The organism is Nostoc sp., from assembly GCF_036917935.1.
Classification (GTDB): domain Bacteria; phylum Cyanobacteriota; class Cyanobacteriia; order Cyanobacteriales; family Nostocaceae; genus Nostoc.
Genome location: NZ_JBALEL010000028.1, coordinates 1 through 24,816 on the forward strand (window position 1 = coordinate 1; position 24,816 = coordinate 24,816).

Below are 24,816 nucleotides of genomic sequence, written 5' to 3' on the forward strand. Positions count from 1 at the left end.
CCTTTTGATAGGGGTGGTAGAAACAGGGCTTTAACCGAGACTGAAGACCATGATTTTAATCCAAAAACAACTGTAACTCCCTATGGTATCTTTCTCCCCCCTTAAAATGATTATCATTATTGTTTAAGCGTATATTTTTGGTTTTTGTTGATTAATTTATTTTTTGGAAGTCCCTTAGCAGGCTTGCTGGGCTGGTTAATTGTCAGTATCTTCACTGTTAAAACCCAAGCACAGCAAAGTAATATCGTACCTGACATAACACACTTGGTGCTGAGTCCTCTCAAGTTATAGGCAACTTTCAGGGACAACCGAGAGAAGTTATTACAGGTGGTGTAACTCGCCAAATCAATCTGTTTCACAGCTTTGGAGAATTTAATATCAGCGAGGAACGGGGGGCATATTTCTTAAGTCCTAGCGCAGATATCCAGAATATTTTGGCAAGGGTTACAGGTAATAACCCTTCAGAAATTTTGGGAAGACTCGGCACATTTGGTAGTTCTAATCCTAATTTGTTTTTGATAAATCCTAATGGGATTGTGCTTGGAAAAGATGCCAGTTTAGATGTGCAGGGTTCGTTTGTGGGAACAACTGCAAACGGGATACAGTTTGGCAATCAAGGTGTTTTTAGTGCCATCAATCCCGAAGCCGTGCCATTATTGACTATTGATCCTTCGGCGTTGTTGTTTAATCAGATTAATCAGAATGCGGCGATCGCTAGTCAATCTAGACTAGGAAATGGGGGGGGGCTTTTTGCTTCCCCAAGTAAAAGCTTGTTGTTAGTTGGAGGCAATGTAATACTTGATGGCACACAGATGGGTGTTAGAGGGGGTAGCATTGAAATAGGAAGTGTATCGGGTAGTGGAAGCGTAGAATTAATTTCCAATGGAAATGGATTACAGTTAGGTTTTTCAGAAGCTGTACCACGATCTGATGTGGTGTTACAAAACAATGCACAAATATTTGCGATCGCTAATGGTGATTTCGGTGGTGGTAATATTGCGATTTATGCTCGTAATTTAGATGTTAGGGGAGACAGCCTGATTCGAGGAGGTATCCTGGCAGGATTACTAACAAAACCTGATACTCAAGCTGGAGATATTATACTCAATGCAACAGGAACAGTGCGAGTAAAAGAAGAAAGCCAGATTACAAATGTTGTAGATACTGGTGCTTTAGGTAATGCTGGAGATATTAGAATTACTGCTGCTTCGCTATTTCTATCTGATAATGCACAATTGAAGACGACTACCTTTGGACAAGGTAATGGCGGCGATCTACTAATAGAAGCAGCTGATCGCGTTTCCTTAGATATGGGTGCAGATATCTTTGCTGAAGTTAAAGGAACTGGCAATGGTGGCAATATTCGTATAAATACAGCGTCATTTTCTGCAACAAATGGGGCTGGACTATCCAATAGTATTTACGGTAAAGGAAATGCTGGGGATATTGTTATAAATGCAGGCGATGATCGCATTTCTTTAGGTCAAAATGTTCGTGTTAATAACGGCATTCAAGATACTGGTGATGGTATTGGAGGCAATATTAGCTTCAATACAGGTTCGTTATTTATAACTGATAATGCTGCGGTAAATACTTTTACTGCTGCAAAGGGGAACGCAGGAGATATTATTTTTGATGCTCGTGACTTAGTTTCTTTAGATAGTAATGCACAGGTAAATAGTTTCGCAGTAGATAGCAATGGTGGCAACGTTCGCATTAGTACAGGAAACCTATACGCCAAGAATGACGCTTTACTGGAGGTTAATACCTTTGGACGGGGAAATGCAGGCAATGTGCAAATTGAAGCCAAAGATAGCATCTCTTTCGATGATGCCGGAATATTAAACATTGCACAAGGAACTACAGGAAATGCAGGCAATATTTTTCTGACAGCAGGCAATCTAATTTCTTTAAATAACAGGGCTGGTATTGCAAATCAGGTGAGACAAGGGAGTGACGGTGCAGGTGGAGATATTCGCATTAATACTGGCTCGCTAACATTAACTAATATCAGCGTAATACAAGCAATAACTGGTGGACGAGGAAATGCAGGTAATGTAGTTATTAACGCTCGCGATCGCATTTTGGTTAGAGACGGTATTAGTAGTGACAAACAACGCAGTAGAATTCAGAGTGGCGTAAACTTTGGTGCTATTGCTAATGGGGGAAACGTCGAAATTAACTCGCGAGGTATCTTCGGTATCGAGTCGCGGACAAAGCCAACTGAAAAAAAGGTTTGCTTAGTTTGAGTCCCACGGATAAAGGGTTTTCGTTAGGTTATGGTGGGGTGCAAAATTTTGGCAATATTCAATTAACCCAAAAAGCATCAGTTGACGCGAGTGGTGCAGGTGACTGGTAAGCATGTCACGTTGAGTGATGGTTCAGCAATAGAAGCTAGCACATTGGGAGCAAATAATGGTGGAGGATTAGTTGTAAATGCTACTGAGTCGGTGGAACTTAACAATACTCCAAGTACTTTGGCCGCTCAAGTTTATCCAGGTGTGACTGGAAATGGTGGGAACTTGACAATTTCCACAAAAGATTTACTCGTGCGCGATGGGGCATTTATTAGTACTAGTACATCTGGTAAGGGCAATGGGGGCAATTTGACATTCAACGCATCTGGTAGCGTTCAATTAATTGGTGGTAGCTTAGATTCTTCTGCTAAACCAGATTCAAATGGAAATGCTGGAGATATTAAGGTTAATGCTCAAACGATTAACTTAAGCAACCAAGCGATTATTAGCTCTAGTAATGCGGGACAGGGGAATGCAGGTAATATACTGATGCAGGCTCAAGACAATTTATCCGCCAATAATAATAGTTTGATTGCCAGCAATATTGGCAGTCCTCAAGGACAGCCAGCCAAGGGTAATGTTGGTAATATTGAGATTTCAGCGAGAACAGTTTCCTTAAGTGATGGGGCGCAATTGCAAGCAGGTTTCTATTCTGGAGGTCAGCGAAATGCGGGACTCGTGTCTGTCAAGGCTAAGGACATCATTTCTTTTACAGGTACAAATAGTGGGATATTTGCCGATGTAGAATCAGGGGCTGTGGGCAATGGTAGCGATATCCAAATCTCTGCGAGGTCGGTTTATTTGACCAATGGCGCTGTAGTGAATACCAGCAATGCGGGACTGGGGAATAGTGGAAATATTACGGTTACGGCTCAAACAATTAACTTGAATAACCAAGGGTTTATAACTTCTAGTACTTTAGGGCAAGGACGAGGCTGAAAAATCACTCTAAAAGCTGAGGATACCATTTCGCTCTCTGACGGGAATACTATTACTAGTAATTCTGATGCATCCGGTTTTGGTGGAGTTAATAGCGAATCAAGTGGGGATATTGAAATTCGTGCGAAAAAACTTTCTATTGACGGTGGTGCAAATACCTTTATTACTTCCACAAATCTGGATGATGGTAAGGCAGGTAATATTCAAATTATCGCGGATGATTTGATTTCTTTAAATGGCTTCGTGTCCATTTCATCTTCCACTACTGGTAAAGGTAATGGTGGTAACATCCAACTTCAGACGCGATCGCTTACACTTGCTAACGGTGGAAACATTGGTACGCAATCGTCAGGAAGTGGTAATAGTGGCGATTTATTAGTTAATGCTTGAGATTCCGTTAGCTTGAGCGGCATAGCAACGCTGATTAATCCACAAACTGGAGAAAATTTTACTACAGGAAGTAGACTAGGAACCAGCGTTATTGGTGCTGGAAATAGTGGGCCATTAACTATTAATACAGAACTACTGAGCGTTCTTGATCGTGGAGATATTACCACTGCAAGTAGTCAAACTGGAGATGCGGGTAATTTGACGATTACCACTAAAGATTTACTGTTGCAAGATGGGGCGCAAGTCGATGCAGCTACGTTTGGTGCAGGCAAGGGAGGTAATTTGACAGTTAACACCCAAAATTTACTTGTGCAAGGTGGGGCATCTATTTCTGCTAGCACATTTGGTACAGGCAAGGGAGGTAATTTGACGGTTAACACCCAAAATTTACTAGTACAAGGTGGGGCATCTATTTCTGCTGGCACGCTTGGTGCAGGTAAGGGAGGTAATTTGAATGTCAATGCCAAAGACTCAGTAGAGGTTGTAGGACGTTCACCTACTTATACTCCTAGCACTATCTCTGCTGGCACTTTAGGGTCTGAAGATGTCGGAACTATGACTATTAATACGGGTCGTTTAAGCATTAGTGATGGGGCGTTAGTTACCACTTCTACGTTTGGTGCAGGCAAAGGAGGAAATTTGACCATCAATAGTGATGGTAGCGTAGAAGTGATTGGTACGTCTATTAATGGTTTTGTTAGTCAGTTGAGTGCTTCTTCTGGCTCAACCGGGAACGCGGGTGACTTGACAATTAAAACCCAAGATTTACTTGTGCGAGGGGCGTTAGTTACCACTGCTACATCTGGTGCTGGTAAGGGAGGGAATTTGAACATCAATGCTGCCAATCGGGTGCAACTAACTGGTATCTCTGTTGATGGTTGTTTTTCAAGTACCTTGAGTGCTTCTGCTAACCAAGGTTCAACCGGGAAGGCAGGTGACTTGACAATTAAAACCCAAGATTTACTCGTGCAAGATGGGGCACAGGTTGGTGCATCGACATTGAGTCAAGGAAACGCAGGGAATCTAACTGTAAATGCTTCCCGTAGCGTGCAAGTGATTGGTAGGTCTGCTGATAGTCCGTTTATTACTGGCTTGGGTGCTGCTGCTAATCTAAACTCAACTGGGAATGCAGGAGACTTGACCATTAACACCCCTCAGTTAATTCTCCGTGATCGGGCTAGTGTCTCTGTAACAAATACAGGAACAGGTAACGCAGGTATTATGACCATCAACGCCGATCGCATCAACCTAGACAACAAAGCTTCTCTCAACGCTAACACCCGTAGCCCAAATAAAGATCCCAACCGAGAACAAGCAACCATCAACCTCAACACCCAAAATTTAACCCTTCGTGATGGTAGCAGCATTACTACCAATGCCACAGGCGAAAATGTCTTTGGTGGCAATATCAATATATATACAACAAAATTCTTAATCGCTTTGGAAAATAGCCGCATCAGCGCTAACTCAGACAATTCTCGCGGTGGTCGAGTTGTAGTCAACGCCAAAGGCGTATTTGTTGGTACTCAACCTAGTGATGTTTTCAACTATATTACAGCGACTTCTGGAGTCGGTTTATCGGGAACTGTTGAGGTTAATTCCCCTGACAATAGTTCCATTCAAAACAGCTTCACCGAATTATCCCCAGTCATCGATACCAACGCACTCATCGCCAATAGTTGCATTTCACGCGGCACCAAGCGACAAGATAACTCTTTTACCATCACAGGTTCTGGTGCTTTGACTACTAATCGTCCTGGTGTTTTGGTTTCTACCTACACAACTGGTGAGGTGAGAGGTGTCGAAACTACATTCCGTCCTTGGAAGAAAGGCGATCCGATTATCGAACCTACTGGTGTATATCGGCTGAATAATGGGCAGTTGCTATTGAGTCGAGAATGTTCTTAATTTTGGAGAAAGTCGAGCTAAAATCATGACGGAAAGAAGCCCATAACTCCTAAATATGTGTCTCTATGCAAGATGCATACATGATTCACACAGATGATAAAAATTACAACTTTTAACAGTGCCGGTAAACTGACTGCTCTTTTGTTTTTGATAACTCTCTTCCTCACACCTTGTGTGATTGTAAATGCAGGAGAACGTGGTGTATTAATGAAATTTGGCGAAGTACAAAACCAGATATTAGGAGAAGGGCTTCACGTAATTATTCCTGTAGTCAATACTGTGAAAAAATTGAGTATTCGAGTCCAAAAACAGGAAATTTCTGCTGAGGCTTCTTCCAAAGATTTACAAAATGTTTTCGCTGATGTAGCTCTCAATTGGCATATTATTCCTCAAGAAGCAAATGTCATTTTTCAAGAAATTGGAGATGAACAAAATGTAGTTATTCGGATTATTAACCCAGCAGTTGAAGAAGTGCTAAAAGCAGTAATGGCAAAGTATACTGCTGAAGAAATTATTACTAAACGAGGAGAAGTGAAAAGTGGAATAGATGATGCATTGTCCACACGACTGGGTAGCTATCACGTTGCGGTTGATGATATTTCTCTAGTTCATGTCCATTTTTCAGAACGATTTGGTGAGGCGGTGGAGGCGAAGCAGATTGCTGAACAAGAAGCAAAACAAGCAGAGTTTATCGCACTGAAAGCAACAAAAGAGGCTGAAGCAAAAGTTAATTTAGCCAAAGGAGAGGCTGAGATCCACAGATTATTACGTGATGGTTTAACTCCAGAAATTCTGCAAAGGCAAGCAATAGAAAAATGGAATGGTAAGCTGCCATTAATTGTAAGTAAGGAGGCTCCAAAATTGTTGAATTTAAGTGAGTTTTTAAAATTTGACGAGAATTGATCTTCTTTTTCACGAAATATCTGCTACATCCACATAGTAGGGGCGCACAGATGTACACCCCTACAACCGATTCCTTTATAGAAACCTGATAAACTAAATTAGCTGTTGGAGAATAAAATGGGAGAGTCGAGAATCTTCAACTGGATCAATAGCATAATCAACAGGGTATAAACTGTTGAAGAAATTAGACCCGTGAATAATTCTTTTTTGAGGTTATGTTCTTGAGGTTCTTTTTGAAAAATGTCCTTAGAACCGAATTGCATCAAGAGAATTCCCACAATATTAGAAAGCCAGTATCCGATGATTGAACAAGGTAGAAGTAATTTTGGAGAAAGTAAACTACATGCATACCCAAAACCATAAGCTATTGGCAGATTGAATAGTAGATCATTCCACCAACATAGTGGTGACAACAAATATCCCAGTACCAGAAAAAATCCACCTCTGAGTTTTTTGAAAATGTCTTTTTTGAACTCTTCTGGAGTAGACTGTTGTAATTGCTCTAGTGCTGTGTCTCCTGTTACATTCAACTCTTGACTAACGTTTTGGACGTTTTCCATAAAAACCCACTATTCCTCTCGTCTTAGTGTAGTTTAATATATAAATTAAATCAACGTCTAGTACACGAGTGATGATATTTTGGCTTTTTGATGCTGAAATTTTTACCACTGCATAGTCTCAGCAAAATAATTAGTCGGACAAAAATATTTACATTCATTGCGAATGGAGCGAAGCGTTCGCGGAACGTCTCGAAGAGAAGCAATCCCAGCCCTTGCGATTGCTTCATTCCGCTACCCTGCGGGAACGCCAAGGGCGAACGCTCCATTGGCAATGACATTGTGTAACTAATTCTGTCTGACTACTTAGTAAAAAGCAAAATTGAGGTTTAAATCAGCTGCAACTTCACAATATCTGATTTCTAGCAGAGACACATGAGTTAGTTCGCGTCTTGCAGAATCTGGGTTTTTCCTTGAATATCTGAGCAAAATAGAATAATTTATACACAATTGAGACACATCAGCGCTATTTGTTACTCAATAAGTTTTAAAATCAAAATATGTCCTTCTAAATGATAGCACACGATGAGTTTCAACACCGATACTGCAATAGCCAGAGCTTCATTAGGTTGGGGTAGGTGGATGTTGAGTTGCAAAACTTTTATATTTTTGCATATAGCAGCGGCAGAAATTTGAACTAATAATAGCTACAATAAAATTACTGAGGCATCTTAATCGGAAAATGACAGATTTAACTCCAAATAGCACCTTTCTAATAGCAGGAATTATTTTTATAACGATTGCTGTCATCGGGCAATCTAAATTAGCTTTTATTGAAATCAATCCCGGTTGTTTTGGGAGATTTTTGGCTCTATTTATTGGTATTTCGAGCCTATTATATGCTTTGGGATTACTCAATCTTTCAGCCGTAAATCTGGACTTATTGAGAAGTTCTCTGACAGAACAAATAAAACAGAGTATAAGTTCAATTAATGAGCTTTTGCAAGGTTCGTAATTAGTGGAAAAAATTGATTTCTGACCCCATCTCAATAATTTTAGGTTAAGGGTAAAAGGTGGATTTTACCCTTAACCTTTGAAAATACTACTAATAATATGCTCCGACAAGACTGTAAGTAAGGCTAGCCATTACTAATAAAGTAACAATCACATAAATAAATTCTCGCTGTAGTAAAAAAGTCAATAGGGAAAGAAAAACGCGCACAATTGGAGTAGCGATTAGTAGTAACAGTCCGAGTTGAATCATGCCGCGATCGCTACCTGATAAAGCTGCTTTTACTACACCTATTGGTGATCGAAATTCCGATGGTTCTCCCCGAAAAAAGTGATATTCCGCAGGTTCATTACCGTGATGAATCAAGTAGAGTATACCCCCCAGCAAAACCACAGCACTAGCTATCAAAACACCATATTTCATCAGGTTACTGAGCAAATATTCTAATTGCTGCTCACTTGATGTTTTTGTGGCGTTATTGTTAGCATCAATTTCACATTCATTAGGCGATTGTGCTACTGTGCCAGTGCGCTGCTCTTTTAATTGTTTGATATTAGAGTCTGGATTTTCCTGCGGTAAGGTTAGTGTAACCACTTCACTATCTGGCTGTGCCAGTAATGCCCAATAAAAGCTACTATTAAATTTATACATTTTACAGCCCCCCTATTAAACTGTTGTAGACCATCTTCAAAGCCATTACCACCAGCACAACACTGAAAATAATTCTCAAAATCTGCGTTTTAGCGCCTGTAAGGACTCGTGCGCCCAAGAAAGCACCAGGTAATACCCCCAACATCACCGGCATGGATAATCCCGGATCGATGTAGCCTCGTGCTAAGTAAACTCCGGTTGATGCTGCTGCTGTCACGCCGATCATAAAATTGCTAGTGGTGGTAGAAACTTTGAAGGGTAGACGCATGACTTGATCCATCGCCAATACCTTGAATCCCCCAGAACCAATACCAAGCAACCCAGAAAGCACCCCAGCTATTAACATCACACCAAACCCCATTGGTACTGAATGAACTTGGTAAGACATCACTCCATCAGGAGTTGGATAACTGCTATGCAGTTTTAGATAATTTGCTATCGGATCTGCTGCTTCATCTTCAGCGTGTTCTATTCTGGGTCGTTGTGAAAGGTATGCTGAATAAATGAGGACGATCGCTAGCACGATAGTTAACGCTTTCACAGAGACAAAAGTCGCGATCATTGCTCCTGCGATCGCACCAATGGTTGTCGCTACTTCTAAAAACATTCCCAATCGCAAATTGGTATAGCCTTTTTTAATATAGGTAGATGCTGCACCCAAAGAAGTGGCGATTACAGATACCAGTGAAGCACCAACAGCGTATCGAATATCAACGCCAAATACTGAAGTTAATAAGGGAACAATTACTACTCCACCCCCTAATCCAGTTAGCGCCCCTAATAAACCAGCGCTAAATGATCCAATCCAAATTAATAATGAAAATTCTAAAATAGTCAAATTTAATTCCTCTTTTTTTACATGTATATCAAGATGCCAGGATATTTTTTGTATTATTTAAAACTTAATTGAGAATTTTACTACTGACTACAGATATAGCTGTTCATGATCGCGTGCAATACCCACGTAAAAGGGTATTTAGGAGCCAGAAGCCGGGATGAATTCTAACTTCAGTCTGATTAAGTTTCCTGAAAGTGCAAAGATTAAATCAATACTAGATGCTGGTATTGTCGTAGGTGCAATTACAGGAAAAGATGGCGCCAGTATTTCCGAGAAAGAAAGACAATGTGGTTTTCAAGCATAAATACTTTGATGGGATGATTTTTCTTTTTTTATTGAGCAAGTTTTGATGTGTGCAATGGGACATATATCGATAGAGATATAGGGAATGATGGGTTAGTTTTTGATTAAAATTTTCTCTTTACCAGTCTGTGACTTCTACTGACAGATATCGATATATCTCTAAGTTAATACATCTATCTTTGGTTGTATTTCTCAAGATATATTTAATACTAACCGATGTATTTCCCAGAATCAAGTATTGCTAAAAATCTGATCTTCCTTTTTATTCACAAAGATAAACTTGCATTAATAAATTAAATATATGGAAGCACTTCAAATTCATTTTTATGAATGAGTATCATTATAAATACTGTATAGAGAGTTAAAACTAATACACCTAAATATTTAGCAATTATTCAAATACAATCTGAATGCAAATAGACTGATTCATAAACTAATTATGCGTTGTCCAAAATCCTTGGTAGGCAGAATTCATATAACCGAAGGCTTACCGTACAACTTAGTGGAAGCAAGCTATGCGTAGCATCTCCGTTAGGAGAAGGTATTGTGTCTACGTCATTGTCACTCAGATGTCTAATATATAAAGACAATTTGATGCGACACTGTTACTTAAAAGCTAAATGTATTAAATTAAATCTCCTAAAGGTAATATTTCCAAAAGGCAGTTAAAATGGTACGCTAAAACTTAAATGAATGCTCAAAAGAAAGTCGAAGTATTACCGCAAGCATTTTTTACAAAAGTTCAATATTTAACATTAGTTAGAATGTTGACAATACTGTTTAAATAGCTATTAGCTGCAATTTGTAAAATATTGGGACAAAAAAAATATGAAAAGCTTCAGATACATTTTGATAGTGGTTGTATTACTCGCAAGTTTAGTATTTGCTCAACCTTCATTAGCAGATCGCCCGAAATATAGCAAAAATCCTGATTATATAACACTGACTCAACAAGTGAATAATTTGAAAATGGCGGAAAAAACACAAACTCAATTAGAGGGCTATACACCAGAGCAAATCGACCAGAAAATCAACGAGTTAGAGTTGCAAAAATATGCTTTTGAGTCAGGAATCGATTGGGGTCAGTGTAGTAATCAAACAGGCAAGACTCTAGCTATCTATGGGCCAGAACCAGATATTGACGATGATGAATATTCCGAGGGCGCTGCACTGTATTTTCTGGGTAATGGCCAGACAACTAAAGATAGATGGAATTGCAAGGGAGTTTATCTACCAAATGACGCTACAGCCATGACTTTGGGAAGAGATAAACAAGGGCAAGAATTGGCGGGTGGCTTTGTGATTAAGGTTCCAAATGGAACTAACTTAGTTTTGAAGACAAATCCAGATACTGGGGTGATTGAATTCAATCAAGCTGGTACTAAAATATTGAAAAGCGGTGAAGTGAATTGGTTTATCCCCAACGTATCGCAAGACATTGTAGATGGACGAGCGATCAATGCACCTACCAAGAAAGCATAGAAGAGATGTAGCGGTTCCCAGATACATGAAGTACATATCGAAACTTCTCTCCGAACTCAATGAGAGGGCAGATAAAGCACAGCTTTATCGGAGTTAGGTTAAGCTGTACGTCATTCTTATTAGGAGGCACAGGCTAAAGCCCCGCTACCGCTAGTGGAACTCAGCACTGTTCATAGAGTAGTAGAGTGTGTTTGGACAAAGTCCGTAACGCACCCTACTAGTCTGTTAATCATATAATAGCTAATCAGCTATCTCCTTCCCTTTGCCAAAACTGCCGTAAAATCTCTCCTGGCTTTCTATCCCAGGTGTCGATATGCTCGTATATCAAATTATCTTGATTGAGTTTATACGTTGAATAGCCATTAAAAAGTAACCCTGCTTTCCAGGGAACGCGCAACACTCCCCGCACCGTCCACTTTGCTAAAATCGTGTCTTCGGCTGACTGATAAACCTCATGCACATCAAAGTAAATTTGGGTAAAAAATAGCCGAGCGTGAAATCGTAAAGTCCAAAAGATAATGCGATAGTTAAATTTGTATTTGAATGTATTCACCGGGTCTTTAAAATAGATATCCTGTGTATAAATTTGATATGAAATATCTTTTTCAAAAAGTGTCGGCAAATCTTCTTTTAAAGTCTTAATTACCCGTTCCACTGGCAATTTAAATTCCACGCGCATTTTCCCTTAAAAAATCTTTTTTAACAAATTTTTCACTCCTGGCCAAATAGAAGATGTCCTCTTGTTACCCACACCACCCGCACTCAAATCTGACAGAGTGGGAAATGATGCAGACTTAGCATAAGGCCCATTTCGCAAAACTTTAGCTAGGGTATTGTTATTCTCGCGCAAACCTTCGTAAAAAAAGAATACCTCTCCTTGAATGCCAAGTTGACGATTGTATTCAATTGCCTGTACCAGATATTCTGGACTAATACAGTAAGAGCCAAGCTTCATCAGGATTCCCGGTGCTAACTTGGGCAGTGTCGCATCTGTAAACTGCTGGTTTACCATTTTATCAGCGATCGCAGAATAACTCCTAAAGTCACGGCGATAAATCTGCGGCTGAATCATATCAACTATTCCCCGCTTCAGCCATGCGGGGGAGTCTTGCAGATATTCCTGGAATGCCCAATCATAAATATTAGGTGCGATCGCAACTAATAAATTAGGATTCACCCCTTTCACCTCCCGGTAAAGACGCGCCAAAAACTCAGTGAGAATATCTGCACGCCACTGTAACCATTGCCTATCTTTGGGGTTCTGTGGCGGATTGCGATCAAATTCCTGGCGATAGCGGGTAACAGTACCCTGATCATAGCCACCTTCAGAGGGTAATGCTGGCAAGCGATCGTCACCTTGAACACCATCAACATCGTAATTATTCGCAACTTCCAGCACCAAGTTCAATAAAAATTCCTGCACCTGTGGGTCGAGTGCATTCAACCACTCAAAGCCGTTTTTCTTCAGTAAGTTACCATTACAATCACGCGCAGCCCATTCCGGTTTTTTCTGTAAAAGTACACCACCATTCAAATTGTAGGAACTGGCAAAACCGTATTCAAACCAAGGAATAACTTTCAACCCAACTCGCCGCGCTTCAATCACCACTTCTTCTAAAGGGTCGCGGCCTACAGACATAGGATCAATTTCGACGCCAAAAGTCTGCCGCATTGTTTGACTAGGATATAAAGTTACTGCCTTATTCCAAACAACGGGAAACACCACATTAAATCCTGTCTCGGCCAGGAAATCCATCGCCTCGGCAATGCCTTCCTTCGATCTAAGAACTTTACTATCAGTAGTGGTCAGCCAGATACCACGAGTTTCTATTATTGTCATTTCTATAAATTAAAATTCTCGGCACTGCACCATCTAAACATTGACTGGACATTTTACCAATATTTACCTACAATTCACATCTATCCCAAGGCAAATTGTCTAATAATGTTCTCATAAATAACTATTGGAATACTGTCTTTTAATAGATGTGAGGTTGCTCAAAATAATATTATACTTAGTGTTTTCTAATGCTAATTTTAGATTAATTATGTCTATAATAGGAAGTTCTTGGAAACACGAATATATAACTACCAATGGGGTAAAACTACACTACGTTACCCAAGGTGAAGGCCCGTTAATGTTGATGTTGCATGGGTTTCCTGAATTTTGGTACTCTTGGCGGCATCAAATACCAGAATTTGCCCAAGATTTTAAAGTAGTTGCCATTGACTTGCGTGGCTACAACGATAGTGATAAACCACAGGAGCAATCAGCTTATGTCATGGATGAATTTATCAAAGATGTTGAGGGAGTAATTAAAGCGTTAGGATACCAAAAATGTGTATTAGTTGGACATGATTGGGGTGGTGCGATCGCTTGGGCTTTTGCTTATGCTTATCCCGAAATGGTAGAGCGATTAATTATTCTTAACCTGCCTCATCCTGCCAAATTTGCCCAAGGCTTACGCACTCCTCAACAGTTGCAGCGTAGTTACTACATCTTCCTCTTTCAACTACCCTGGATGCCAGAATTATTCTTACAATCTTCAGACTACCAAGCAATTGAAACAATTTTTAAAGGTACAGCAGTTAACAAGAGTGCTTTCACTAAAGCGGATATTGACGCGTACAAAGATGCTGCTGCAAAACGCGGTGCCCTCACAGCAATGTTGAACTATTACCGCAACATTTTTCAACAGAGAATGCTAAATCCAAACTGGGGCGTTCTGGAAGTGCCAACACTGATGATTTGGGGAGAAAATGACACTGCACTTGGCAAAGAACTAACCTACGACACCGCAGCATACGTCAGGGATTTTCAAATTAAGTACATTCCTAATTGTGGCCATTGGGTGCAGCAAGAACAGCCGGAATTGGTTAATCAGTATATGCAAGAATTTCTCAGGACTTAAGCTAAACTATCAATTGATAAATCAAGTATAAATACTCATCAAACCAGCTATAGCGAATAGCGCCAGCTTTTACTTTTAAAAAGATTTAATAGTGATTTAACAGTGGGCCTTTTTGAGGAATTATTCGGTAAAAATCGCCAAAAATTCGGAATTAATGGCATTTTTGACATCACTTTTATCTGTGTTTCAGATCACAACTAACTTGTCAAAAGATAGATTGTCACAAGATACATTGACCTCACGAAGTTTAGTGAGATAATAGAGCTGTGAGGGACAGAACGGACGCAACTCGATTATTAAGGGGGAAAATTATGAAACTCCAGCTATTAGCGGCCATGGCCTTAGCAACACCCCTATTTTTCGCTAGCTCGGTTAGAGCCGAGAATCCACAGGATTTACAAAAGCTGCTTTCAACTGGGGAATGTGTTAAGTGCGAACTATCAGGAGCTAACCTCAGTGGCGCTCATTTAATTGGTGCTGACTTGAGAGGCTCGAAGCTCCAAGGAGCTAACCTTGTAGGAGCTAACCTCGAAGGTGCTGACTTAACTGGTGCAAACTTGGCAGGTGCTAACCTAACATCTGCTTATGTAACCAATGTGAATTTGAAGCAAGTCAATCTCAACGGAGTAAATTTTACTCGTGCTACGATTCACGATTCTAATGTGTATCAAGCATCAATGAACGATCTAAATCTTACTGATGCGGAAATATTTAACACTGGAATCGGGATTGGTGGAGAAGATGCCGAGATTCCCGATTGGAAATAGGCCCAACTGAGTACACAGCTTAAAATCAATACAACATAGGTTTTGGCGGGTTTTAAATCAAATAAACTAGTTTTTTGCCAGAATTATCCTTAAAACCTGCCTCTACAAAAATATTAAGATAAATGAAACCCCTCTGCGTTGTAATCACTTTACTATGACAAAAGCAGAGGGGGTTTCTTATGGCAATAGCGTTCTGTAGAGACGTTGCAGTGCAACGTCTCTACATTAGTTGTGAAAATATAGCGGTTCTCTCTCAGTAGATTTGGCACGATTTTTGCATAAGAGTATTGTTACCTCTCCATAGCTGACAAAATATCACTAAAGACTTATACAAAAACAGCGAAGACCGAGTGAGAAGAGTTTGCGATGCGATCGCTTGATTACTTGAATGTCTTTGTGGCAGATGTGCGCGATGGTGTTGGAGGCAGGATTTTTGGTGTGCTTTCCGTGTTGATGGTAGCTGATTTGACTAAAGGTACAGGACGCTTTAATGTTACTCAAGGGATACTCGTCTTGGTGCGGGTTTAAGCAACGTCTTGGCTGGGTTTGTGGTTAAAAGTGCTGGTTACAATGTTGGTGTTTTGATTCTAGCAGCGATGCCTGCGGCGGGCTATGCCTACGCAGTTGTGGCTTTAGCAGTTTTTTGCCCTCTCTCCCTAATTGTCTAGAGTCAAAGGCATCACATCAAAAGAATCTAGCGAAATCATGATTGTTTTCAGATACATCATCATTGGTCTGACTTATATAGGTTTGGGTTTAGGATATCTCCCTGGTTTGCGGATGAACCGAGCCAGTATTGCTTTAGTTGGTGCATCTTTGCTGATGGCATTCGGGGTATTAGACCTCAAAGAAGCATGGCAAGCGATAGACTATAAAACGCTGATTTTCCTGTTTGGCATGATGGTAATCAGCACAAACTTAGCTTACGCTGGTTTTTTCCAATTAACCCTTGATACAGTTACACACTTTACCCGCAGCCCTTTGGGTTTGCTAATTGTTTTAACTTTCGGCAGTGGAATTCTCTCTGCTTTTTTTCTGAACGATACCATCGCTCTAATTTTTACTCCTTTGGTTCTCGGTTTAACCCAAACTTTGAACCTCAATCCGATTCCTTACTTGCTTGCCTTGGCGGGAGCAACTAATCTGGGTTCAGTAGCTACCTTAAGTGGCAATCCGCAAAATATTTTGATTGGTTCCTTCTCTGGTATCAGCTATCTTGATTTTGCGAAAGCATTGACTCCCATTGCATTAGTAAGTTTGTTGATCCAAATTGCGTTATTGTGGTGGCTTTATCCTGATGTCCGTTCTACTAAGTCTTGTCCGAGTGTAACCCCCGTGCGTTACCGCATATTTAAACCGTTACTTACTAAAAGCCTATTGATAACTGGAGGATTATTAATTGCATTTTTAATTGGGATACCTCCAGCCCAAGCAACACTTGTAGCTGCTGCTTTACTGTTCATTACTAGGCGAATCAAACCGCAACGAGTTTTAAATAAAGTAGATTGGGATTTACTGGTGATGTTTTCTGGACTGTTTATTGTTACCGCTGGAGTAGAAAAATTAGGAATATTGAATTTATTTAGCGGTTTAGTTTATACTCCCCTGAACATATTAGGAATTACTGCTCTGCTTTCAAATTTAGTTTCTAATGTTCCAGCAGTATTGTTACTACAACATTTACTTCCTCATCCAGACACAAAAACCTGGTTACTATTAGCAGCAGGATCTACCTTAGCAGGTAATCTAACTTTGTTAGGTTCAGTTGCTAATTTAATTGTTGCTGAGGCTGTTGCAAAACTTGGTTATCAATTGTCATTCTGGGAACATCTACGTTTTGGTCTACCGCTAACTGTCCTGACTCTCATCCTGGCTTATTTTTGGATTTAGTCATTGGTCATTGGTCATTTGTCAACAATCAAACTCAAAGTTTCAGGCTAAAAAGTGCAACTTCCATGTTTTAAGGGTCGCGGCGTTATTGGCTCTTTGGGGTTCCGAGTTCGATATTCAGGTGGTTACTAAAAAATGAGGGTATTGATAACTTGAAAAGTTACCAATACCCTCACATAGATAAACTAAGTTTTTACAGTAGCGTAGAAGTCTAAGTCAGTGCCTGAGCAACTGCTGCCGAAAGTGACTCCTTTACTGCTTGCTTCAACAATTCGGCTTTATCGGTCTGTTCCCAAGGCAAGTCTAAATCAGCCCGCCCAAAATGACCGTAAGCCGCGACGTCCTGATAAAAACGTCCGCCTCGTTCACTTGGTAAGTTGCGTAAGTTGAAGGTATGGATAATCCCTGCTGGACGGAGTTCAAAGTGCTTGTTAATTAATTCCAGTAAGGTTTCTTCATCCACTTTGCCAGTGCCAAAGGTATCCACTAGGATACTTGTTGGTCGTGCTACACCAATAGCATAAGATAACTGGATTTCAACTTTGTCTGCTAACCCGGCAGCGACAATATTTTTCGCCACATAGCGAGCCGCATAAGCAGCAGAACGGTCTACCTTCGTGGGGTCTTTGCCAGAAAAAGCGCCGCCACCATGTCGTGAATAACCACCATAGGTGTCAACGATTATTTTCCGTCCTGTCAGACCAGAATCTCCTTGAGGGCCGCCAATGACAAATTTGCCAGTGGGGTTGACTAAAAAACGTGTTTCCTGATTAGGCTTAACGTCAATGTCGCCAAAAACAGGTTCGACCACTGCTGACCAGAGGTCTTGTTTAATTTTGGCTTGTACAGCCGCTTCATCCGTGATTTCCCCAATAGTGGCTGTATGCTGGGTGGAAATCAGAATCGTATCAATACCTACGGGGCGTCCATCTTCGTAGACCACAGTTACTTGGGTTTTACCGTCAGGACGCAGGTATGACAATTCACCTGTTTTGCGGACTGCTGCCAATCGGCGAGCAATGCGGTGGGCAAGACTGATGGGTAGGGGCATCAGTTCTGGTGTTTCGTTGCTGGCAAAACCGAACATTATACCTTGATCGCCCGCACCAATTTTGTCAAATTGTTCGTCACTATCTTGTTCGCGGGTTTCTTGGGCGGTGTTAACGCCTTGGGCAATATCGGGTGATTGTTCGTCTATAGCCAGCAGAACGCTGGTGCTGTTAGCAGAAAAGCCATTGTCGGCATTGGTATAGCCAATTTCGGCAATTTTTTTCCGGGCGAGATTGACGAAATTTACATTGGCTTTGGTGGTTATTTCACCAGTGATTAGCACCAAACCAGTATTAACTACTACTTCAGCGGCGACACGACTGCTAGGGTCTTGTGTCAGTAAGGCATCCAGAATGGTATCAGAAATCTGATCGCAGATTTTATCTGGATGACCTTCGGTAACTGACTCAGAGGTAAATAGATATCGACGAGACAAAGGAAATTCCTCCATCGAGAGTTTTTTCGTTGACTAAATGTGGGTATTTAGTTCAACTACTAATTTATGAAATCATAACAATATTTATACTTCAGTCGTTAGTATCTTTTTGATATTGATAAAAACCACTAACTATCAGGTAAATATCCGTAAGTAAGATAAATGTATGCTGATTATTTTCTGGTTAAAATGTATTTAACGATACAAAAAAAGGGGACACCCGGAAGCGTCCCCACAAGCTTTGACACAAACACTGCTGCTTTAAACCTGAACCGCTAACTTTGCTTCTGTAGCAGTCAACCGCTCATAGGCAGCACGCATTTTCAAACCTGTAAGCACTTGGAAGAAACCAGTACCATTATTGGAACCTGGATACTCACGGTGCTGGAGTAACAAATGAGTCAATTCACCCTGATATTTAGTGGATGTATTGCTGAGATGGGTTTCGATATAAATTACTTCTTCCAAGTTGTCAAATTGACCATCCACCTCTAGTACTGAGACATAGCGGCCGTAGTAAACATCTGAACCGTAGTAGAGTTGCATACCAGGGTAAGAACAGGTCAGCTTGCGTCCACAGGGAGTCCAATTAATTGTTGAGCCTTCATCAAACAGGTAGGTTGGCTCAAAGCCTTCCTTACCTTCCCGTTGGAGCATACGTACCCTTAAGACTCTGCGCTCGGTGTCGTTTTTGATCAAGTTTGTGGGCAATACCTGGAGAACCACATCAGCAAATTCTCTTTGTGGTTCGATAAACTTATCAAAGTCAGGTTTGCGGGAATTGATTTGCGCCAAGACATCTTCGTAGCGATGACCCCGTTCAGCCATATCTCGCTGGATTTTCCAGGCAATTTTGACCTCATCGCTAATGTCAAAATAAACACTGAAGTCGATTAGCGATCGCACCCGCTCATCATATAAAGGATGCAGCCCTTCAACAACTATAATGTGATTCGGCTCTACCCGCTCTGGCGGATCAATCAAGCCGGTTTCGTGGTTGTAAATCGGCTTATCAATCGCTTGACCACTTTTGAGCGCTTTAATTTGCTCATACATTAGGTCAAAATTGTTCGCCCTGGGGTCTAGTGCCGTTATCCCAGTTTCTTTACGCTGTTTACGATCCAGAGAGTGATAGTCATCCAAGCAGATGACTGTCATTAAATCTTCACCAAACAAATCTATCAAACGACGCAAAAACGTAGATTTCCCGCACCCAGAGTCTCCGGCTACTCCAATCAGTACCACGCGTTCCGGCTTACTTGTCATAAATCTCCTCTAAAATACTAAAGTTGTGTCAATAATTTTTCACACAGCAGATTCTGAAGCCAGGAGTTTACCCCTTTGGTTTATCCTGCGTTCTTGCTACCTAGCACATCTATAAGACACCAAGCGGGTAGGCAACAAAGTAATTAAGTTGCTACTCGTCGGACTAGCCTGAATGTTGGTGCCGGTAAGTATTTAATCCTAGTGGTATATTTGATTTTAACAGAAGGGGGGTATCCCATACAAGATTGCTGTCAAGAAGAATTAGCCTGGTTCATCAATCATTTTTTTGTTGATTTAGTTGTTAATTTAAAAATGGGGATCAGCACCGCCCATCAGCGTTGCACCTTTATCAGTCTGCTACTTGTGACTCTATATAATCCAGACTATAAGGTATAATTTATATTGCCGCGAATTTTCTAATCTTCCTAAATTGTAATTCCTGCTCGACAATACTCAATCTATTCAAAGCAAAAATCTATCCAACGAATGAGGAAACAACTTGCATTAGTCAAATTCTTGGCTGTAAATTTAGAGATATGCTCATATAGAAGCGTTGACGTTATGGCAAACTACTGATACAAGGTTGACAGATTTTTCACATCAAGTGAAACTAATTACAGTTGCTTGAATTACGATTCTCTATCTCGTTATGTTTATAGCTGGAGTTGTCCTAGTCATGTAATTATCCATAGACAGGTAATGAGGATAGCTAAAAACATTCCGCCAGAGTAGTAGATTTGGAAAAGTAAAACCAATCAAAAGAAAACCTTCCGAGATTGGCATTCTGTGATTTCAACCCCTAGAGTAAGCAAGTACAACGGTAGCTTTTGGAGGTAAACTCAGCGGTAGCTTCCACCAATCAAAGCAGCCCTCTGATAATATCTGCTATTGTGAGTTGCTCATTGGGTAGTAAGGTAAAAAGCTATCTCCCTAATGGGGGTGGTAGTAAACTAAAAAAAGATTAAATTGACTCATTATTAACATTCTCCACAAGACTTATCCTTTACCTTAGAAGGTGAACAGGTGTGTTTTTTGCTATGCCTGCATGTCTTTGGTGAGTGTACTTAGCAAGGCATTAATTTAATGATGCCGTTTTTCCTTCTTTCTCCAGTTTTGTGAAACGAAAATCCGGTAAACTAAAGCTGGCATGGGATGGGAATAGTTTTTTTTTGAAAAACGGTTAAGTAAATTATCGGAGTGGTAGAACGAATGTACAATCAAGGTGCTGTTGAGGGTGCTGCCAACACAGAATTAGGTAGCCGCATCTTCCTTTATGAAGTGGTGGGTTTGCGTCAGAGCGAAGAAACTGATCAAACTAACTACCCAATTCGGAAAAGTGGCAGTGTGTTCATCAGAGTGCCTTACAACCGCATGAATCAAGAAATGCGACGTATCACTCGTCTAGGCGGCACAATTGTTAGCATCCAGTCCGTAACTGCTCTAGAGCCAGTTAATGGTAAAGCCTCACTTGGGAATGCTACAAGCGAAGTCAGCGAATTAGCTACATCTGGGGAAACTGCTAACAGTGAAGGGAATGGTAAAGCCACACCTGTAAATGCTCATAGTGAAACCAAAGGTTTCTCTAAACCATCAGCTGAAGAACAGCTCAAGAACAAGGACAAGAAAGGCAACACCATGACTCAAGCGAAAGCCAAAAAAGACCACGGTGACGTTCCTGTTAACACTTACCGTCCCAATGCTCCGTTCATTGGCAAGGTAGTATCTAATGAACCCCTAGTCAAAGAAGGTGGTATTGGTATTGTTCAACACCTCAAATTTGACATTTCCGCCGGGGATTTGAAGTATATAGAAGGTCAAAGTATTGGGATTATTCCACCAGGATTAGACAAGAACGGCAAGCCAGAAAAACTTAGACTCTATTCCATCGCCTCAACTCGTCATGGCGATGATGTGGATGATAAGACAGTATCATTGTGCGTCCGCCAATTGGAATACAAGCACCCAGAAACTAGCGAAACAGTCTACGGTGTTTGCTCTACACACTTGTGTTTCCTAGAACCAGGGGCAGACATAAAAATTACAGGGCCTGTGGGTAAGGAAATGTTGTTACCCGATGACACTGATGCTAATGTGATCATGATGGCAACCGGAACAGGTATTGCCCCCATGCGAGCTTATCTCTGGCGTCAGTTTAAAGATACAGAAAGAGCCGCAAACCCAGAATACCAATTTAAAGGATTCTCTTGGCTAATATTTGGTGTGCCGACAACTCCAAACCTTTTATATAAGGAAGAACTGGAAGAAATTCAACAAAAATATCCTGATAACTTCCGCCTCACTCCTGCCATCAGCCGCGAACAAAAAAATCCCCAAGGCGGTAGAATGTATATCCAAGACCGCGTAGCGGAACATGCAGATGAATTGTGGCAGTTGATTAAAAATGAAAAAACCCACACCTACATCTGCGGTTTGCGAGGTATGGAAGAAGGTATTGATGCAGCCTTAACTACTGCCGCTGCTAAGGAAGGCGTAACCTGGAGTGTTTACCAGAAGGAACTCAAGAAAGCCCATCGCTGGCACGTAGAAACTTATTAAGTGCTGTTTAGCGGGAGCGGGGCGTTTAGTCCGTGCTGAGTTCTAAGTTATGAATTAGTAGGGTGGGCAATGCTCACCCTACAATTGTTTTGTTATGAATATTGTAAATAGCTGAGGAAAGAGTTCTCAGTTCTGAGTGGTCAAGTACTAAGTACTGATAACTACTCAGCACTCAGCACTCAGCACTCAGCACTTAAAAATGAATTGGGTACAAAAGTTGTGGGTGTGAAACTAGGAATACTGGGATTAGGCACAGTGGGAACGGGTACAGTGCAGTTGTTGCAAGATAGCGCTGGGCGTCACCCATTGTTGCAAGAGATCGAAATTTATCGGGTGGGAGTCCGATCGCTAGATAAACCCCGTGCAGTAGAATTGTCTAGGGAAGTCTTAACTACAGATTTAGAATCAATTGTCAACGATCCGGCGGTAGATATAGTTGTCGAGGTGATGGGTGGACTGGAGCCGGCGCGATCGCTAATCCTGAAAGCTTTAAGTAATGGTAAGCATGTAGTCACCGCCAACAAAGCAGCGATCGCCCGCTTTGGGGCAGAAATTTTCACAACTGCCAATCAAGCCGGCGTATACGTCATGCTAGAAGCCGCAGTGGGTGGTGGTATTCCGGTGATTCAACCCCTAAAGCAGTCTTTAAGTGTTAACCGTATTCACACCATAACAGGCATCGTGAACGGTACAACTAACTACATCCTGACGCGGATGCAAACAGAAGGCAGCAACTTCAATGATGTCTTAGCTGATGCCCAGCGATTGGGTTATGCTGAGGCTGACCCTACAGCCGATGTCGATGGCTTAGACGCAGCCGATAAAATTGCCATCCTCGCATCATTAGGCTTTGGTGGACGCATTAACTTACAAGATGTTTATACTGAGGGGATTCGGCAAGTCAGTAAAACAGATATTGCCTACGCCGAAAAATTGGGATTTGTGATTAAATTATTAGCGATCGCTAAACGTGATACTCCCTCATCCCCCCTTTCCGTCAGAGTTCATCCGACCTTAGTGCCTCAAGCCCACCCTTTGGCTAGCATCAACGGCGTTTACAACGCCATTCTTGTCGAAGGAGAACCCATCGGCCAGGTAATGTTTTTTGGCCCCGGCGCTGGTGCTGGTGCAACCGCCAGTGCTGTCACATCAGATATTTTGAATTTAGTTGCTGTCCTGAAAACCAATACAGCAGTTGCAAATCCCTTATTAGCTTGTGGGCATCAGGAATATTGCCAAATTGCGCCGATGGCAGAACTGATAACTCGGTTTTACGCCCGTTTTCTCACCAATGACCAACCTGGAGTCATCGGTAAATTGGGTACTTGCTTTGGTAATTATGGCGTTAGCTTAGAGTCAATTGTTCAAACTGGCTTTCAAGGGGAACTAGCAGAGATTGTGGTTGTTACCCATGATGTGCCAGAAGGTAACTTTCGGCAAGCTTTGGCAGAAATTCGGAATTTGTCAGCGATCGAAAGCATTCCTAGCTTACTGCGTGTACTTTGAGATTATCGTTTAGCGATCGCTCGGCATCAGGTGTTCCCGCAGGCTAGAAGACTTAGTTTTTTTCAGATTTCTCTTTGCGCCTGCCCTTGGTAGACTAAATAACAAACCTCACGAAAAACGCGAGGGTAGCCCTATGACTGCAACTAATCCAGCTACTAGCATCACACTCCCAGATCATACTCAGCTTCCAGAGTCTGACGGTACTTTCGTGTTCGCGGAGCGTGCCGGAGGCAAAAACTTCCAGGAACATCCCCAAAGCATTTTACTAACCGAGTCGATTAAACCAGTATTGCAAAAACGTCATCCTGACGGGCAATATTGCATAGGTCAGGACTTAGGTATTTACTGGCGCTTGACAGACCCCCTAGAAAAAGGGGCAGAAGCGCCAGATTGGTTTTATGTAGGAAATGTACCGCCCTTGCTCAATGGGCAAACGCGAAGGTCTTATGTACTGTGGCGAGAGTATATTGCCCCTTTGATTGCCTTGGAATTTGTTTCTGGAGATGGTAGTGATGAGCGAGACAAAACCCCTTGGAAGGGTAAATTTTGGATTTATGAGCAGGTGATTCATCCGGCTTTTTACGGCATTTATGAAGTAAATAAAGCCAGTGTAGAAGTTTATGAATTAATTGGTGGAAAATATCAGTTATTAACAGCAAATGAACGCGGACATTATACTATTGCACCTTTGGGAGTTGAGTTAGGTTTGTGGCAAGGAGAATATCAAAACGCTCAATTGCCCTGGTTGCGTTGGTGGGATTTGCAGGGTAGCTTGTTGTTGACTGGTGATGAAAGAGCAGAATTAGAAAGCCAACGGGCTGAACAGGAAAGACAAAGGGCAGAATTAGAAAGCCAAAGGGCGCAACTAGAAAGCCAAAGAGCCGATCGCTTAAGTGCTCAATTGCGATCGCTTGGCGTGGAACCAGAGGTTTAACTAGCACGGTATATTTGACATTAGAAATCCAGCTTGCAAGATAAGCAATGTCTATGACGGGTTATCAACTCACGGTATCCGCCCCGACGTTCAGCAACCTCTTCTTCAATTTCTGCTTCGTTGAGTAATTTTATTCCAGAGGTGATCGCTCGGCGTTGAACCAGAAGTTGAGGTGTTTGGCGGAAGGCGATCGCAGGGAATCTTCATGAGCGAAGCGAGATAAAGGCCCACCGAGCTTCGCAAAAATTAAATAGGAGTTCCATATTGCAATTAAGCGGG

The 24,816-nt window shown here is 41.4% G+C and carries 22 protein-coding genes; 15 read left to right on the forward strand and 7 right to left on the reverse strand.

Going from position 1 to position 24,816, the window contains the following annotated elements:
- Positions 1–377: 377 nt before the first annotated feature.
- From V7K62_RS11875 to V7K62_RS11895, 5 genes are all read left to right on the forward strand, one after another.
- A complete protein-coding gene (locus V7K62_RS11875; protein WP_442937267.1) occupies positions 378–2,249 on the forward strand; it encodes a two-partner secretion domain-containing protein in 1,872 nt (623 codons plus the stop codon).
- 99 nt (positions 2,250–2,348) lie between these two features.
- Positions 2,349–3,236 (forward strand): hypothetical protein, encoded by an 888-nt coding sequence (locus V7K62_RS11880; protein ID WP_334864128.1) that lies wholly within the window; start codon positions 2,349–2,351, stop codon positions 3,234–3,236.
- A gap of 243 nt (positions 3,237–3,479) precedes the next feature.
- Positions 3,480–3,626: a hypothetical protein gene (locus V7K62_RS11885; RefSeq protein WP_334864129.1), complete on the forward strand. Its 147-nt coding sequence runs from the start codon at positions 3,480–3,482 to the stop codon at positions 3,624–3,626.
- 12 nt (positions 3,627–3,638) lie between these two features.
- Positions 3,639–5,534, forward strand: coding sequence for a beta strand repeat-containing protein (locus V7K62_RS11890; RefSeq protein ID WP_334864130.1), 1,896 nt, complete (start codon positions 3,639–3,641; stop codon positions 5,532–5,534).
- Between the two features lie 93 nt (positions 5,535–5,627).
- The gene (locus V7K62_RS11895; protein ID WP_334864131.1) at positions 5,628–6,437 is read left to right on the forward strand and encodes a prohibitin family protein; all 810 of its coding nucleotides are present in this window, start codon (positions 5,628–5,630) and stop codon (positions 6,435–6,437) included.
- Between the two features lie 98 nt (positions 6,438–6,535).
- Here V7K62_RS11895 and V7K62_RS11900 read toward each other — a convergent pair whose 3' ends face one another.
- A complete protein-coding gene (locus V7K62_RS11900) occupies positions 6,536–6,997 on the reverse strand; it encodes a hypothetical protein (protein ID WP_334864132.1) in 462 nt (153 codons plus the stop codon).
- A gap of 679 nt (positions 6,998–7,676) precedes the next feature.
- On the opposite strand from V7K62_RS11900, the gene V7K62_RS11905 reads away from it, so the two are divergent.
- On the forward strand, positions 7,677–7,949 hold the full coding sequence (locus tag V7K62_RS11905) for a hypothetical protein (RefSeq protein WP_334864133.1): 273 nt from the start codon (positions 7,677–7,679) through the stop codon (positions 7,947–7,949).
- Between the two features lie 90 nt (positions 7,950–8,039).
- On the opposite strand, the gene V7K62_RS11910 is transcribed toward V7K62_RS11905, so the two are convergent.
- Together V7K62_RS11910 and V7K62_RS11915 are read right to left on the reverse strand one after the other, a co-directional pair.
- Positions 8,040–8,597, reverse strand: coding sequence for a DUF1634 domain-containing protein (locus V7K62_RS11910; RefSeq protein WP_334864134.1), 558 nt, complete (start codon positions 8,595–8,597; stop codon positions 8,040–8,042).
- Position 8,598: 1 nt separating this feature from the next.
- Positions 8,599–9,435, reverse strand: coding sequence for a sulfite exporter TauE/SafE family protein (locus V7K62_RS11915; protein WP_334864135.1), 837 nt, complete (start codon positions 9,433–9,435; stop codon positions 8,599–8,601).
- Positions 9,436–9,592: 157 nt separating this feature from the next.
- On the opposite strand from V7K62_RS11915, the gene V7K62_RS11920 reads away from it, so the two are divergent.
- Positions 9,593–9,739, forward strand: coding sequence for a hypothetical protein (locus tag V7K62_RS11920; protein ID WP_334864136.1), 147 nt, complete (start codon positions 9,593–9,595; stop codon positions 9,737–9,739).
- Positions 9,740–10,566: 827 nt separating this feature from the next.
- Complete coding sequence (locus V7K62_RS11925) at positions 10,567–11,220, forward strand: hypothetical protein (RefSeq protein ID WP_334864137.1); 654 nt, start codon at positions 10,567–10,569, stop codon at positions 11,218–11,220.
- 244 nt (positions 11,221–11,464) lie between these two features.
- On the opposite strand, the gene V7K62_RS11930 is transcribed toward V7K62_RS11925, so the two are convergent.
- Together V7K62_RS11930 and V7K62_RS11935 are read right to left on the reverse strand one after the other, a co-directional pair.
- Complete coding sequence (locus V7K62_RS11930; RefSeq protein ID WP_442937260.1) at positions 11,465–11,899, reverse strand: DUF2358 domain-containing protein; 435 nt, start codon at positions 11,897–11,899, stop codon at positions 11,465–11,467.
- Between the two features lie 6 nt (positions 11,900–11,905).
- Complete coding sequence (locus tag V7K62_RS11935; RefSeq protein WP_334864139.1) at positions 11,906–13,060, reverse strand: glycoside hydrolase family 10 protein; 1,155 nt, start codon at positions 13,058–13,060, stop codon at positions 11,906–11,908.
- 208 nt (positions 13,061–13,268) lie between these two features.
- On the opposite strand from V7K62_RS11935, the gene V7K62_RS11940 reads away from it, so the two are divergent.
- The 4 genes from V7K62_RS11940 to V7K62_RS11955 all read left to right on the forward strand — a co-directional run bounded on the left by V7K62_RS11940 (position 13,269) and on the right by V7K62_RS11955 (position 16,789).
- Entirely contained in the window at positions 13,269–14,132 is an 864-nt protein-coding gene (locus V7K62_RS11940; protein ID WP_334864140.1) for an alpha/beta fold hydrolase, read from the forward strand.
- Between the two features lie 311 nt (positions 14,133–14,443).
- A complete protein-coding gene (locus V7K62_RS11945) occupies positions 14,444–14,899 on the forward strand; it encodes a pentapeptide repeat-containing protein (protein WP_094353507.1) in 456 nt (151 codons plus the stop codon).
- 366 nt (positions 14,900–15,265) lie between these two features.
- Complete coding sequence (locus V7K62_RS11950) at positions 15,266–15,427, forward strand: hypothetical protein (RefSeq protein ID WP_334864141.1); 162 nt, start codon at positions 15,266–15,268, stop codon at positions 15,425–15,427.
- A 177-nt stretch (positions 15,428–15,604) separates the two neighbouring features.
- The gene (locus tag V7K62_RS11955) at positions 15,605–16,789 is read left to right on the forward strand and encodes an anion transporter (RefSeq protein WP_334864143.1); all 1,185 of its coding nucleotides are present in this window, start codon (positions 15,605–15,607) and stop codon (positions 16,787–16,789) included.
- Positions 16,790–17,000: 211 nt separating this feature from the next.
- Here the strand turns inward: V7K62_RS11955 and metK are convergent, their stop codons facing one another.
- The gene (metK, locus tag V7K62_RS11960; protein WP_334864144.1) at positions 17,001–18,275 is read right to left on the reverse strand and encodes a methionine adenosyltransferase; all 1,275 of its coding nucleotides are present in this window, start codon (positions 18,273–18,275) and stop codon (positions 17,001–17,003) included.
- A gap of 261 nt (positions 18,276–18,536) precedes the next feature.
- Positions 18,537–19,541 carry a phosphoribulokinase gene (locus V7K62_RS11965; RefSeq protein WP_334864145.1) on the reverse strand — a complete coding sequence of 335 codons (1,005 nt, stop codon included), beginning with the start codon at positions 19,539–19,541 and terminating at the stop codon, positions 18,537–18,539.
- Between the two features lie 1,209 nt (positions 19,542–20,750).
- Here V7K62_RS11965 and petH point away from each other — a divergent pair.
- The 3 genes from petH (at position 20,751) to V7K62_RS11980 (ending at position 24,537) form a co-directional block, all read left to right on the forward strand.
- Entirely contained in the window at positions 20,751–22,097 is a 1,347-nt protein-coding gene (gene petH, locus V7K62_RS11970) for a ferredoxin--NADP reductase (RefSeq protein WP_334864415.1), read from the forward strand.
- Positions 22,098–22,316: 219 nt separating this feature from the next.
- The gene (locus tag V7K62_RS11975) at positions 22,317–23,603 is read left to right on the forward strand and encodes a homoserine dehydrogenase (protein ID WP_334864417.1); all 1,287 of its coding nucleotides are present in this window, start codon (positions 22,317–22,319) and stop codon (positions 23,601–23,603) included.
- 133 nt (positions 23,604–23,736) lie between these two features.
- On the forward strand, positions 23,737–24,537 hold the full coding sequence (locus V7K62_RS11980; protein WP_334864146.1) for a Uma2 family endonuclease: 801 nt from the start codon (positions 23,737–23,739) through the stop codon (positions 24,535–24,537).
- Positions 24,538–24,816: the final 279 nt, after the last annotated feature.